Below are 14224 nucleotides of genomic sequence, written 5' to 3' on the forward strand. Positions count from 1 at the left end.
GTCTTTGGGGTGAACGCAAAACGAGTTTGTGATTTTGGGCACCGATTTTTTGATAAAGGTTCAGGTTTAGAGTCACATCTCCTTGCACCTTCATGCATTTATTGGTGTTTGAAGACGCAGAATTTGCACCGCAGTGTTTAGGGTTTACTCCTAGTCAAGCGAGGGTGACGTGAAGAAAACGAAAAATGCGTACAGGGAACTAAACCTTAAACCTTGAATTTCCCTGAAAGACGCGCCAAAACTTCCTGTTGAATTTCTCACACGTGACCACAATTTGGAATTCCGCACCAAAGGTAGATATGGTCTCAGTCACTGAAACAGGGCTTTTGTGAGCCCCATCAACCATTTTCGAGTCGCAATCACCACCGGGGAGCACCCCCTTGTTTCACCCCTATAGACCCACAAAACCCACCCAAAACCCTAAAATTTAGGTCAAAGTTTAAAGTTTGCGTGTGTTTAACAGTGTGTAACCATGCATGCACCACACTCCCCCGCGCAGGACGCCCTTCACTGTACATTCCAAGAATTCCAAGCCGCCCACCGGGAGCTTTAGAAAGCATAGAAACACCCCGCATGCGCCTCAAAAACACATGCGGGGTGCATATATATTCATTTGTGGGTGCCTTGCGGTGCACCCAATAGCAGGTGCCGCACCCGCCTCCGTGGGTTCAGGTGGGTTCAATAGCGATTACTCACAGAGCTACCGAATAGCTACAGCGCACCCGCCTCCGAGCAGACATTCACCAGTTCGCCAATACCCTCGATGCGGGTGCGCACCGTCTGCCCCGGCTTCAACCACTGACGCGGATGCAGCGACAATCCGACCCCCGCCGGGGTACCCGTCGCCACCAGGTCACCCGGCTCCAGGGTCATGAACCGCGAAATATAGGACAGCAGCTGCGCCGGGGTAAACACCATATCCGCCGTCGTGCCGCGCTGACGCACCACGCCGTCCACCTCACAGACCAGCTCCAGACCGGCAACCGGGTCAACCTCATCGGGGCTCACAATCACCGGACCAAACGGAGTCATCGCATCCCAGTTCTTACCCTGGAACCATTCCGAGGAACGACCCTGCCAGTCACGCACCGACACATCATTCATGACCGTATACCCCATCAGAGCCTCAAATGCCTGCTCCTCCGTGGCATTACGCAGGCGAGCGCCCACGACCAGGCACAGCTCAACCTCCCAGTCGATTTTCGTGCTGCCGGTGCCGTCGGCGGCGGGCATGCGGATCTGCTCGCCGGGGCCAATCAGCGCGTTCGGGAACTTCGCGAACAGCGCCGGATGCTCGGGCACCTCAAGGTTCATTTCTGCGGCGTGGTCGCGGTAGTTCAGGCCGGCGCACACAATCTTGCCGGGCTTATCCAGCGGGCGAATAAAGGGTAGGGAGTTCCACAGCTCCTCGCCGTGACCCATGACGGTTGCGCCGTTCTCCTTCAGGATCGCCACGGCGTTCTTCGGGTCGCCAAAGTTCAGGCGGAACCGGCTGTAGAAATTCAGTAGCGGGCTGAGCTTCGCCGGAAGCTCGTACACGGTCTCTTCGAATAAGCAGACCGCGCGGCTGCCCTTCGAGTCTTTAATCTGTGCCCAACGCATGGATGCTCCTTCGCTTCAGGTGGGGATATCTCGAATAAGTTACGGATAAAAGTTAGGAATAAAACAACCTAGTGAAAACCGTTTTGGGCGTACACCTCAACGATGGCGTCTTCCAGGTCTTCCATGAGCAGGGCGGGGTTCGCGTCCTGCGCCGCGCCAACCGTGGCGGGGTCCAGGTCCATGCCGAGGGCACGGTACACATCCGCGGTGACCGCCCGCAGCGGCGCAGAATCAGAGACCACGATGCCGGTACTGAACCACCAGCCGCCGGTCACCACACGCTGGGCGGTGCCGACCAGTTTAATGCGGCCACCACCTGCGGAGGCGGGAAGCTGCGCGTGCACCGAATACTCGCCGGGGCAGTACTCCCCCGGGATCTCGCCCATGCGCGCATCCACGCCGACCTCGCGTAGCGCCTGCGCGTACATGGAACCGAACAGTTCGTAGCGTAGGGTGTTGCCGCTGCGGGCGTCGGAGGCGGGCTGAAAATGGTCCACGACCAGGCACCCCTGATGGTAGGCGGCGGCGTGCCCGCCGACCTTGCGCACCAGCACCTCAAAGCCGTGCTCGGCGCACGCCGCGGAGGCGGCCGCGAAGCCGGGGTTTAGTTCGTCACGGCGGCCAAACGCGACCGTCGGGTTCGGCTGATACATGCGCAAGGTGGCTTCGCGCTTGCCGGTTGCCACCTCGCGGAGCATCTGCACCGTCTGCTCGTGGTGAATGAGGATATCGCCGGATTCGGGGCCGGTCTCTCGAATAATCTGCACGTTCCTATTTTACGGTTACGCCCGCCACTTACGGTGCGTGGTCGGCGGGGCGTCTCAGGAGCGACCTGTAGGCGCCCCAGAGGCAGCCCGGAAGTAGTTCAGGAGGCGGCACTCGCCCGCTACGCCTCACACCGATTCCCCCTTGAATCTGTGCAAAATCATCGCCGATACCCCGCGGAATCCCAGCCGCCAATACATCCCGCCATATTCACATTTTTTATGCCGATTTTCTTCACTCCGTGAATCCAAACCATTACGATTAAAAGACTACGTGGCATCCCACACGTTGCCATAAGTACACAACACAGCATGACAACGCAGAAGAAACGCGCACCGTGGCGGAACCACCCACCACGGACCAAACTGTACGTTTCATAAGGAGTACGGACATGACACAGTCCACCAACACAGCAGCAGCCGCTGCCGCATCCAATCCGGAGGTGAACGGCCAGGAGGTGAGCGCAGCCCGCAAACAGCGAAACAAGCTGATTCTGCACGTTGCCATCATCCTCGTAGCGACCCTCGCCATCTGGTTTGTTCCCGCCCCCGAAGGCGTCGACCCGCGCGGCATGCACATGCTCGCCATCTTCGTCGGCACCATCCTCGGCCTGATCCTGCAGCCGCTGCCCACCCCGTCCGTGGCGCTCGTCGGCCTGGGCGCCGCAATGATTACCGGCACCATGGCGGCAAAGAACGAGGCACTGACCGGCTTCGGCAACTCCTCCATCTGGATTATCGTGGCCGCCTTCTTCATCGCCGACGGCTTCCTCATCACCGGCCTGGGCAAGCGCATCGCACTGCTGTTCGTGCGTGCACTCGGCAAGTCCTCCCTCGGCCTGTCCTACGGTATGGCAATCACCGACCTGGTTCTCGCCCCCGCCACCCCCTCCAACACTGCGCGTGCCGGTGGCGTGATTTACCCGATTATCCGTTCCCTCTCCGAGGTCAACGGCTCAACCAACGAAACTCCCGAATCGCGTCGTAAGCTCGGCTCCTACCTGCTCATGACTGAGGCGCAGGTCAACACCATCACCTCCGCCATGTTCCTGACCGCAATGGCGGGCAACCCGCTGGCGCAGAAGTTCGCGCACGACCACAACATCAACCTCGACTGGGGTACCTGGGCCCTGGCCGCCATCGTTCCCGGTCTTGCCGCGCTGATTGTCATGCCGTGGATCATGTCGAAGATTTACCCGCCGACCATCAAGAAGACCCCGGACGCACCCGAGCACGCCCGCCAGGAACTGCACGAAATGGGCCCCATGAGCTCCAAGGAATGGATTATGCTCGGCACTTTCGTGCTGCTGCTGGTCCTGTGGATTACCGGCACCGCCCTGGGTATTGACGCCACCAGCGCCGCATTCTTCGGCATCGCAATTCTGCTGGTGACTAAGGTCCTGACATGGAAGGACATGGCGAAGAACTCCAGCGCATGGTCCACCCTCATCTTCTTCGCCGTGCTCGTCGGCATGGCAGACCACCTGAAGAAGCTCAAGGTCGTCGACTGGATCGGTCAGCAGGCGGCGCACAGCGTCAGCGGCATGGCATGGCCCATGGCGTTCGCGATTCTGGTTCTGGCGTACTTCTTCATCCACTACATGTTCGCTTCGAACACCGCCCAGATTGTTGCACTGTACGCAGTATTCCTCGGTGCGGCGGTAGCTGCCGGTGTTCCGCCGATGTTCGCGGCGCTGTTCCTCGGCTTCATGGGCAACCTGATTGGCGGCATCACCCACTACGCCTCCGGCCCTGCGGGCGTGTACTACGGTTCCGGCTACTTCAGTGTGGGCGAATGGTTCAAGATCGGCTTCATGGCGGCTATCGTGAACCTCGTCGTCTGGGGCGTAGTCGGTACCGCGTGGCTGTTCGCGCTCGGCTTCGCCAACTAATAGCGCAGGCCCCGCGGCGGCCTAGCTCAGCGTAAAAGCGCTGTAGAAAGCCCGGTGTTCTCACGTGAATTTTCGTGTGAGAACACCGGGCTTTTGCGCGCCCGCTAACGTCCCAAAACAGCGCATAACCTAGCAATCCCCCACCCCCTCCGCTAGGGTAGAAGAAAGACCTAAAGCACCTTGGAGGATGCCGTGCATCAGGACCAGCACATCACCGCCCAGACTACCTCTTTGCCCAACTCCAACCCGGCGCTGACCGAGCCGCAGCCGCTCGGCGCGTTCCCTGACGGGTTCCTCTTCGGAGGCGCCACCGCCGCCAACCAGTTCGAGGGTGCTTGGAACGAAGACGGCAAGGGCCCCAGCCTGCAGGATGTGCTGCCCGCCGGCGGCCTGCACCCGCGCACCGCGGAACCCACCGAGGACAACCTCAAGCTGGAAGGCATCGACTTCTACCACCGCTACCGCGAAGACATCGCCCTGCTCGCGGAGATGGGTTTCAAGGTCTTCCGCTTCTCCATCGCCTGGTCGCGTATCTTCCCCCGCGGCGACGAAGAAACCCCGAACGAGGCGGGCCTCGCTTTCTACGACCGCGTGCTTGACGAGCTCGAAAAGCACGGCATGGAGCCGCTCATCACCCTCAGCCACTACGAAACCCCGCTGCACCTGGTCGAACAGTACAACGGCTGGACCAGCCGCGAACTCATCGGCTTCTACGAACGCTACGCCCGCACCGTGTTCGCCCGCTACGGCGAGCGCGTGAAGTACTGGCTGACCTTCAACGAAATCAACTCGATGCTGCATCTGCCGTTCATGTCCGGCGGCATTAACACCCCGGCGGATCAGCTCAGCGATGCAGACCTGTACCAGGCGATGCACCACGAGCTGGTCGCCTCCGCACGCGCCACCGCTGCGGCACGCGAACTGGCACCCGGCGCGCAGGTCGGCTGCATGATTCTTGCCATGCCCACCTACCCGCTCACCCCCGACCCCGCCGACGTACTCGCCGCCATGCAGACGGAACAGGCGAACTTCGCATTCGGTGACGTGCACGTGCGCGGCGCATACCCCGGCTACTTCCTGCGTGCCCTGCGTGAGAAGGGCGTGGAGCTGAACATCACCGAGCAGGACCGCGAGGACCTGAAGAACACTGTGGATTTCGTGTCGTTCAGCTACTACATGTCCACCTGCGCGACCGGCGACCCGGCACGAGGCGAGCGCGGCGAGGGCAACATCCTCGGTGGCGTGGCGAACCCGACCCTGCCCTCCAGCGAATGGGGCTGGCAGATCGACCCGACCGGCCTGCGCGTGGTCCTCAACCAGTATTGGGACCGCTGGCAGAAGCCGCTATTCATCGTGGAGAACGGCCTGGGCGCCCGCGACGAACTGGTTGAGGTGAACGGTGAGCTCACCGTGGAGGATGACTACCGCATCGACTACCTGCGCCAGCACCTGCGCGCGGTGCGTGAAGCCATCGAGGACGGCGTGAACGTGCTCGGCTACACCACATGGGGCTGCATCGACATGATTAGCGCCTCGACCGCGCAGATGTCCAAGCGCTACGGGTTCATCTACGTGGACCGCAACGACGATGGCTCCGGCACCCTGGAGCGCTACCGTAAGAAGTCCTTCCACTGGTACCGCGAGGTGATTGCCAGCAACGGCGCGGAGCTGTAACCGGTCAGGTTCTACCCCCGCCCCGCGAAACTAGCACGCGAAATTCACGGCGCGTGAAACTCAGGCCCCCTCGTAAGCCTGAGCCCCGCGAAACCAGCGACAAAAGGCCCCCGAGACTCTGAATCTCGGGGGCTTTTGCGCATGTCCGTTATGCCTAGCGCGGGCAAATCTAGTCTGTAAGCAAACCTAGTCCATGGGCAGGTCATTCAGGCTGGTCGAGACGTACTCCCACCAGGTCGGCACCAGCCCGGCGTTCATCGCGACCCTCTGCGAGAGGATGTGCGAGGGGCTCGTACCGTAGAACGGCAGGTACCCTTCCGCCAGGGTCAGACGTGCGGCATCACGCACCAGCACGCTGGCGATGCCGGCGCCGCGCCAGGCGGGCAGCACATCGATACCGATTTGGCGCATTATCGGCGAATCGTCGCTCACACCCACGAGGGCGATAGGGTCTGCGAGCGCAGGGTCGCTCTCCCCCGCCGCGGGTACATCAGCTGCATCCTCTTCCACCGGGTATGCGGCGAGCACCAGCACATCCGGGCGGGTCACGCTAAAGCCCAGCGCGTTCGAGTAGCGCTTATCCCCGCGGAAACGCTCAATCTGCTCAGCGTCCAGCAGCTCCACGCGCAGGCGGGTTACGCGCGTCTCGGTGTCCTCCGGGTCAACCTCAAGGGCACCGGCGGAGGCATTTGCTTCCCTACGAATAGTGCGCTCGCCGGTGATTTCGGCAAGTAGCGCTGCCTTCAGCTCGGCGGGGTCAACGCGACGCATCATACCCACACCGGGCACGGCACACTTGACCTCCTGCGCCTGCACGCCCTCCGGTACGACCGAGTTCAGCAGGGCGCGGCCGGGCGTGTAGTAGATACTCGTGCCGCTGACCTGCTGGGTGTAGGGGGTGAGCAGTTCGTTGAGCTGGCGAAGCTGCGCGTAGTCGCCCAACCAGTTCGACTGGTCGCCGAGCATGTAGTCAATCGCCTTCTCCAGCACACGCGGATGTTTGGCGCAGAGAATGCCAACGCTCGCGTAGTTGGCGACGCGCAACTCCCAGATGTCGTCGTTGCGGCGGCGTGCGGCACCCATCTTCTCGGAGGGAGGCTGCACGGTGGCGAGCAGCGGCAGGCTCTCGGCATCCGGGTAGTCGCGTAGCTCTTCGAGGGCGCGGCTAATCGAGCCGGGTGCCTGGCAGAAGTCCGCCTCCAGCTGGGTGTGCAGGATGTGCCGCGCCCGGTCCAGGGTGGTCACGGCACCCCGATTCACGACTCCCCGGTTCACAGCGCCACGGGTTGCTTGAGCTCCCCGGGCAGATTCGGTTCCTTGAGTATCAGTCACGTAGGTTTCCTCTAGGGCAAATTTTTGACTAGTTCAGGATTTCGGCTAGCTCAGGATCTCAGCAAGGAACGCGCCGGTGTGCGAGCCCTTCACCTGAGCCACCTGCTCCGGGGTGCCCTCGGCGATGACGGTGCCGCCGCCGCTACCGCCTTCGGGGCCCATGTCGATAATCCAGTCGGCGCACTTGACCACGTCCAGGTTGTGCTCGATGGTGATGACGCTATTGCCCTTGTCAACCAGCGATTGCAGCACGGCGAGTAGCTTGCGGATGTCTTCAAAGTGCAGGCCGGTGGTCGGCTCGTCCAGCACGTAGATGGAGCGGCCGTTGGAGCGCTTCTGCAGTTCGGTTGCGAGCTTCACGCGCTGCGCTTCACCACCGGAGAGGGTGGTTGCGGGCTGGCCCAAGCGAATGTAGCCCAGGCCCACGTCCACGAGGGTGTTCAGGTGGCGCGCAATCGGAGTGAAGGCGGCGAAGAACTCGGCGGCCTCCTCCACGGGCATTTCGAGTACGTCGGCAATGGTCTTGCCTTTGTAGTGCACTTCGAGGGTTTCACGGTTGTAGCGCTTGCCGTGGCAGGTTTCGCAGGGTACGTACACGTCCGGCAGGAAGTTCATTTCAATTTTCAGGGTGCCGTCGCCGGAGCAGTCCTCGCAGCGGCCGCCCTTGACGTTGAAGGAGAATCGACCCGGGGTGTAGCCGCGCATTTTCGCTTCGCTGGTCTCTGCGAACAGCTTGCGGATGTGGTCGAACACGCCGGTGTAGGTGGCGGGGTTCGAACGCGGGGTGCGACCGATGGGCGACTGGTCCACGTGAATGACCTTGTCCAGGTGTTCCAGCCCGTCGATGCTCTTGTGGCGGCCGGGTACCTGCTTAGCGCCGTTGAGCTTGTTCGCCAGGGAGGTGTACAGAATGTCGTTGACGAGGGTGGACTTACCCGAGCCGGAAACACCGGTCACCGCGGTGAACACGCCCAGCGGGAAGGACACAGTCACGTTCTTGAGGTTGTTTTCGCGGGCGCCGCGCACGGTCAGCTGACGTTCCTTGTCCACGGGGCGGCGGGATGCGGGCACCTCAATGCTGCGGCGGCCAGCCATGTAGTCGCCGGTAATGGACTTGGTGTTCTTCAGCAACTCTTCAAAGCTGCCGGAGTGCACGATTTCGCCGCCGTGTTCGCCGGCGCCGGGTCCTACGTCCACGATCCAGTCGGCTTCGCGCATGGTGTCTTCGTCATGCTCAACCACGATAAGCGTATTGCCCATATCGCGCAGCTTGGTCAGGGTTTCGATGAGGCGGCGGTTATCACGCTGATGCAGACCGATGGAGGGCTCGTCGAGCACGTAGAGCACGCCGACCAGGCCGGAACCAATCTGGGTTGCGAGGCGGATGCGCTGCGCCTCACCGCCGGAGAGCGTACCGGCGGAGCGTGAGAGGGTCAGGTAGTCCAGGCCCACATCCAGCAGGAACTGCAGGCGCGCGTCAATTTCTTTGAGGACCTGCTCGCCAATCTTGGCTTCGCGGGCGCTGAGCTGCAGGCCGCGCACGAAGGCGAGCGCGTCAGCCAGGGACAGGTCGGTGATGTCTGCGATGGACTGGCCGCCAACCTTCACGCCAAGGATGGTCGGGTTCAGGCGCGCGCCACCGCAGGAGGGGCAGGCAACCTGGCGCATGTACTGTTCGTAGCGGTCGCGGGCGAAGTCCGATTCGGTTTCTTCGTGCTTGCGCTTGATGTACGCCTTCACGCCTTCGAACCCGGAGGTGTAGCGGCGTTCGCGGCCGAATCGGTTGCGGTAGGACACCTCAACCTTGTAGTCCTTGCCGTCCAGAATGGCGGCGCGGGTCTTGGCGGGCAGGTCCTTGAAGGGGGGGTTCAGGTCGAAGCCGAGCTCCTCCCCCAGGCCTGCGAGCAGGCGCAACCAGTATTCGGTGGTTGCTTTGCCCTGCGACCAGGGAGCGATAGCGCCCTCGCCGAGGGTCAGGTCGGGATTGGGTACGAGCAGTTCGGTGTCTACTTCCAGGCGAGAGCCGATGCCGTCGCAGGCGCTACACGCGCCGAACGGCGAGTTGAAGGAGAAGGCGCGCGGCTCGATGGTGTCGATCTGCAGCGGGTGATTATTGGGGCAGGCGAGGTTTTCGCTGAAAGAGCGGGTGCGTTCGGGGTCGTCCTGCTCGCGGTCCACGAAGTCGATGAGCACGCGGCCGTCGGCGAGCTTGAGCGCGGTTTCGATGGAGTCGGTGAGGCGCTGGTGAATACCGTCCTTAATGACGATGCGGTCGACGACCACCTCGATGGTGTGCTTGTACTGCTTGGCGAGCTTGGGCGGGTCGGAGAGCTGCACGGTTTCGCCGTCCACGCGGGCACGCGAGTAGCCCTGGGTGAGCAGGTCCTTGAAGAGGTCCACGAACTCGCCCTTACGTGCGCTGACGACGGGCGCGAGGATCTGCAGGCGAGTGCGTTCGGGGTACTCCTGCAGAATGTCCACAATCTGCTGCGGGGTCTGCTGGGTTATTTCTTCGCCGCATTCGGGGCAGTGCGGGTGGCCGATGCGCGCCCAGAGCAGACGCATGTAGTCGTAGATTTCGGTGATAGTACCGACGGTCGAGCGCGGGTTTTTGGAGGTGGACTTCTGGTCGATGGACACCGCCGGCGAGAGGCCTTCGATGAAGTCTACGTCGGGCTTGTCGACCTGGCCCAGGAACATACGCGCATAGGAGGACAGCGACTCGACGTAGCGGCGCTGACCTTCCGCAAAGATGGTATCGAAGGCGAGGGAGGACTTACCGGAACCGGAGAGGCCGGTGAAGACGACCATCGCATCACGCGGAATGGTGAGGTCTACGTTCTTGAGGTTGTTTTCGCGGGCACCCTGAACCCGGATGCTGGTCAGATCGTTCGCTTTGAGTGCGGTGCTACCGTGTGCCGGGCGGGGTGTCATCGAAAATCCTTTCGTCTTATCTTCGAACTTAAATTCTACACCCTCACGCCTTTCACCAGCGGGATTATGCGGCGGGTGAAGGCATGAGGGTGCAGTACTTATATGAGGTGGACTAGGAGGCGCAATTCATCAAGTGCGGCCTACCAGCCGCGGGTTCCCCACTCTTCCAGGTGGGGGCGCTCGTCGCCGAGGGTGGTAGAGCGGCCGTGGCCGGGCAGTACGATGGCGTCGTCTTCGAAGCCTCCGAAGAGTTTTTCGAGCACGTTGGAGAAGAGCTCACCGAACTGCTGCGGGGAGTCGGTCTTGCCCACGCCGCCGGGGAAGAGGGCGTCGCCGGTGAACAGCAGGGTTGCGGGAGTGCCGTCTTCCCAGGTGGTTTCGAGGGTGTAGACGATGGATCCGGGGGTGTGACCGGGCACGTGCAGGGCGCGGATGACGGTATCAGAGAGGTAGAAGTCGAAGCTTTCACCGCCGGTCAGCTCTTCTTCGACGGTGTAGTCTTCCTGCTCCTTAATAGCGGCGGCATCAGCTGCACCCGCGGAGGTCACGGCACCGGTGAGGTGGTCGAGCTCCTTAATAGCGCGGATGTGGTCCCAGTGGCCGTGGGTGACCAGGATGCCGGTCAGACCGATTGCGCGGGGCCTGATGGAGTTGAAGTCCTCTTCCTTCTCCATGACGCGCACGCGGCGTTCTTCGCCGTCTGCCAGTTCAAGCTGCGGGCAGTCATTCAGGAGCGCGTCGAGAGTGAAAGCGTAGAGTTCTTCTGCGTCGTCTGCAGGGTCGATGAGCACCTGCTCGCCGGTGGCGCGCATGGTGATGAGGTAGACGCTGTTGTCCATCTCGGAGACGCTGAACGCACGGACGGTCAGTTCGGGGTTCTCAAAGATGAGGGTGGGTTCGGGGTAAGTAGTCATAGTTCCAGTGTAGGGGTTGTGACCGCACAGCATGCGCCTATGCGGTTCGCTCCCCTATCAGCGCATTCGGCGTTGAACGCGCGGGATACATGTACGGGTTGCATGTGTGCGGGATGCATGTGCGGGATGCACAGGGAACAGATTCTGGAGCACGCTCAGTACAGATTGGGTTCAGCGCGGATTAGGTTCCGACTGGATTCCGCCCGGCTGAGGGTCCAGTGAAATTCAAACAGCGAAATTCAAAAGTTAAACAGAGAAGCGACTGCGCATCGATACACAGTCGCTTCTCATGACACCCAGGGGTATCTATCACTCACTCAAACACAAGCAACCCGAGGACTTTGGAAATCTCACGATTACTTGATGACTCAATAGTAGCGAACTTTTTGGGGGCTGTTTTACCGCTCAATTTGGTACGGAGAGCGGGATTTAGTGACCCGCACCTCAATGTAATCATTCTGTAATAAAAACAGGTGTTTTTTAGGGTATCCATACGTACCAATTTCATTTTTTTCGAGTTTTAGTGTGACTTATTTCACCCAAAATAATTTTAGATTTTCCCTCTTTTGGCACTTCGGTGCACCTTTAACTTAAGCTTCACACTCGGCAATCCCAAAGGTTCAATACCCAGTTTTAGCCCGGTATTCCGCGGAAGTAGAGGGTTAAGGTGAAAGTATCTTCAAGTACTTGCAACTTCATGAGTAGGAAAAAATGTACCGCTCACCGTTCAAAATCTGCACAATTATTCGCACGGGGGCAAAATCAATTGGTCTGTTTTACCCCTGTAGGTACCCCCTAAAGTAGAGGTTTTATTACAAAACAATAACATCAGCCCCACATTCAGGTTCACTGAGTGCACCCATTAAAACCCCTTTCAAAAAGCAAAATACCTAGTCAATGCCGTATTTTCACAAAATGCAAGACAGTGTGTCACTAAAAAATCAACCTCTATAGATTGTTTAATAAAACCTGACCTTTAAGCACAAATAGAGCCCAATTATTAACCAGCACGTACCAATTTCACCCTCAAAACAGGCGCTCTAGAAGCCTCAATGAAAGGTTGAAAGACCCCTCCACCAGGGGTTTCAGAATCCTTCACTCCCCCGTTTTCAGGTACTCTACTTCCCCTTATAATCACTACAGAGAGCACCATAGGGCACAGCAAAGGCGGCGCCCCTCCCCCGCTGTGGGGAAGGAGCGCCGCCTCCACTAGCTATAAATCAGCTGGAACAGCCGCTTTAGGACAGGCCGACCATCACGCCGTTCTCGTCGAAGCCGATGCGCTCAGCTGCGGGGCTCTTGCTCAGACCCGGCATGGTGCGCATGGTGCCGCAGATAGCGTAGACGTAGCCAGCACCTGCAGCCAGGCGAACCTCGCGCACGGGCAGGGTCCAGCCGGTCGGTGCGCCCTTCAGAGTTGCATCCGAAGAGATGGACAGGTGGGTCTTCGCGATAACCACGGGCAGGTGCGAGTAGCCCAGCTCAGCAAAACGCTTCAGCTGCTTAGCGGCGGCGGGAGCGATGGAGATGCCGTCCGCGCCGTAGACCTTGGTCGCAACCTTCTCAATCTTGGTCTCGATGGAGTCCTCAAGATCGTAGGTGTACTTCAGATCCGAAACGTCGTCACATGCCTCAGCAACCACGTCCGCCAGGTCGGTGGTGCCCTTACCACCCTCAGCCACACCGCGGTGGATAGCGACGCGAGCGCCAGCTTCCTCAGCGATACGACGGATGGTCTCGTGCTCGGACTCGAAGTCGGTCGGGAAGGCGTTGATTGCCACGACCGGCTGAACACCGAAGTTGCGCACAATCTCGATGTGCTTCTTCAGGTTCTCTGCACCCTTCTCCACGTCGGAGGGGCTTTCCTGCAGCATGCCTTCGGGCAGGGGCTTGCCCGGAACGATCTTGTACAGGCCGGAGTGGGACTTCAGGGAGCGCACGGTCACGACGAGCACTGCTGCGTCCGGCTTCAGGCCGGAAACGCGGCACTTGACGTTGAAGAAACGCTCCGCACCCATGTCGGCACCGAAGCCAGCCTCGGTAATCACGTAGTCGGAGTACTCCAGACCAACGTAGTCTGCGACCACGGAGGAGTTACCGGTTGCGATGTTACCGAAGGGGCCCGCGTGAATCAGCGCGGGGGTGTGCTCCAGGGTCTGCAGCAGGTTCGGGTTGATTGCGTCTGCCAGGATGACGGACATTGCGCCGTCAGCCTTCAGGTCGGCTGCGGTGACGGGCTCGCCGTCGTAGTTCAGGCCGATCACGATCTTTGCCAGGCGCTCGCGCAGGTCCTTGAAGGAGGTTGCCAGCGAGAGAATCACCATGATTTCGGAGGCGCTGGTGATGTCGAAACCGGTCTCGCGGACCACGCCGTCCATGCGTTCGCCCAGGCCCACGACGATGTTGCGCAGGGAGCGGTCGTTCATGTCGATAACGCGGCGCCACTCGATTGCGCGCGGGTCGATGCGCAGCTCGTTGCCGTGGTGCAGGTGGTTGTCGATCATGGCGGCAAGCAGGTTGTGCGCTGCGGTGACGGCGTGGAAGTCGCCGGTCAGGTGCAGGTTCAGCTTCTCCATGGGAACGATCTGGGAGTAGCCGCCGCCTGCTGCGCCGCCCTTGATGCCGAAGGTCGGGCCCATTGCGGGCTGACGCAGAGCCAGGATTGCCTTGCGGCCGGTCTGGGCGAAGCCCTGTGCGAGGGAGACGGAGGTTGCGGTCTTACCTTCACCGAGCGGGGTGGGGGTGACTGCGGTAACCACGATGTACTTGGAGCCGCGCTTGCGGGCGGTCTCTGCGTTGGTGGTTTCGTCGAGGAGGACCTTAGCGACATACTTGCCGTAGGGTTCAAGGCGATCTTCGCTGATGCCGTTGTCTGCTGCGATCTTGTTAATAGGCCAAAGATCGGCGGCAAGTGCGATTTCGAGGTCGGAAGGGAAAGGCTTCTTCGTCATTGTCATCCTTCGAGTTGTACGAATCATGCTCTTTTATTCTATGCCTTGGCTCACTCATTTGTCCCTCACCTCGCCGAAAGGTGGCAAATAAACCCAATTTTTAATGCACTAATCCCCGCAACCGGCACCCTACACTCACGTGGAGCGGCAGGATCGGTGCG

Annotated in this window: 8 protein-coding genes; 2 read left to right on the forward strand and 6 right to left on the reverse strand. The window is 60.5% G+C overall.

The window, feature by feature from the left end:
• Positions 1-711: 711 nt before the first annotated feature.
• Together HMPREF2879_RS06525 and HMPREF2879_RS06530 are read right to left on the reverse strand one after the other, a co-directional pair.
• The gene (locus HMPREF2879_RS06525; RefSeq protein ID WP_049342037.1) at positions 712-1602 is read right to left on the reverse strand and encodes a fumarylacetoacetate hydrolase family protein; all 891 of its coding nucleotides are present in this window, start codon (positions 1600-1602) and stop codon (positions 712-714) included.
• Positions 1603-1670: 68 nt separating this feature from the next.
• Complete coding sequence (locus tag HMPREF2879_RS06530; RefSeq protein ID WP_070635075.1) at positions 1671-2369, reverse strand: lipoate--protein ligase family protein; 699 nt, start codon at positions 2367-2369, stop codon at positions 1671-1673.
• 389 nt (positions 2370-2758) lie between these two features.
• Between HMPREF2879_RS06530 and HMPREF2879_RS06535 the strand changes: the two genes are divergently transcribed.
• Positions 2759-4258: an anion permease gene (locus tag HMPREF2879_RS06535; protein WP_070635076.1), complete on the forward strand. Its 1500-nt coding sequence runs from the start codon at positions 2759-2761 to the stop codon at positions 4256-4258.
• Positions 4259-4450: 192 nt separating this feature from the next.
• The gene (locus tag HMPREF2879_RS06540; protein ID WP_070635116.1) at positions 4451-5932 is read left to right on the forward strand and encodes a glycoside hydrolase family 1 protein; all 1482 of its coding nucleotides are present in this window, start codon (positions 4451-4453) and stop codon (positions 5930-5932) included.
• Between the two features lie 186 nt (positions 5933-6118).
• Here the strand turns inward: HMPREF2879_RS06540 and HMPREF2879_RS06545 are convergent, their stop codons facing one another.
• From HMPREF2879_RS06545 to HMPREF2879_RS06560, 4 genes are all read right to left on the reverse strand, one after another.
• A complete protein-coding gene (locus tag HMPREF2879_RS06545) occupies positions 6119-7264 on the reverse strand; it encodes a GNAT family N-acetyltransferase (protein WP_070635077.1) in 1146 nt (381 codons plus the stop codon).
• 45 nt (positions 7265-7309) lie between these two features.
• Positions 7310-10198 carry an excinuclease ABC subunit UvrA gene (uvrA, locus tag HMPREF2879_RS06550; RefSeq protein WP_070635078.1) on the reverse strand — a complete coding sequence of 963 codons (2889 nt, stop codon included), beginning with the start codon at positions 10196-10198 and terminating at the stop codon, positions 7310-7312.
• 140 nt (positions 10199-10338) lie between these two features.
• Positions 10339-11112 (reverse strand): MBL fold metallo-hydrolase, encoded by a 774-nt coding sequence (locus HMPREF2879_RS06555; protein ID WP_049352872.1) that lies wholly within the window; start codon positions 11110-11112, stop codon positions 10339-10341.
• A gap of 1238 nt (positions 11113-12350) precedes the next feature.
• The gene (locus HMPREF2879_RS06560; protein ID WP_005508799.1) at positions 12351-14063 is read right to left on the reverse strand and encodes a formate--tetrahydrofolate ligase; all 1713 of its coding nucleotides are present in this window, start codon (positions 14061-14063) and stop codon (positions 12351-12353) included.
• Positions 14064-14224: the final 161 nt, after the last annotated feature.

Source organism: Rothia sp. HMSC069C04 (assembly GCF_001812895.1).
In the GTDB taxonomy this organism is placed as follows: Bacteria; Actinomycetota; Actinomycetes; order Actinomycetales; family Micrococcaceae; genus Rothia.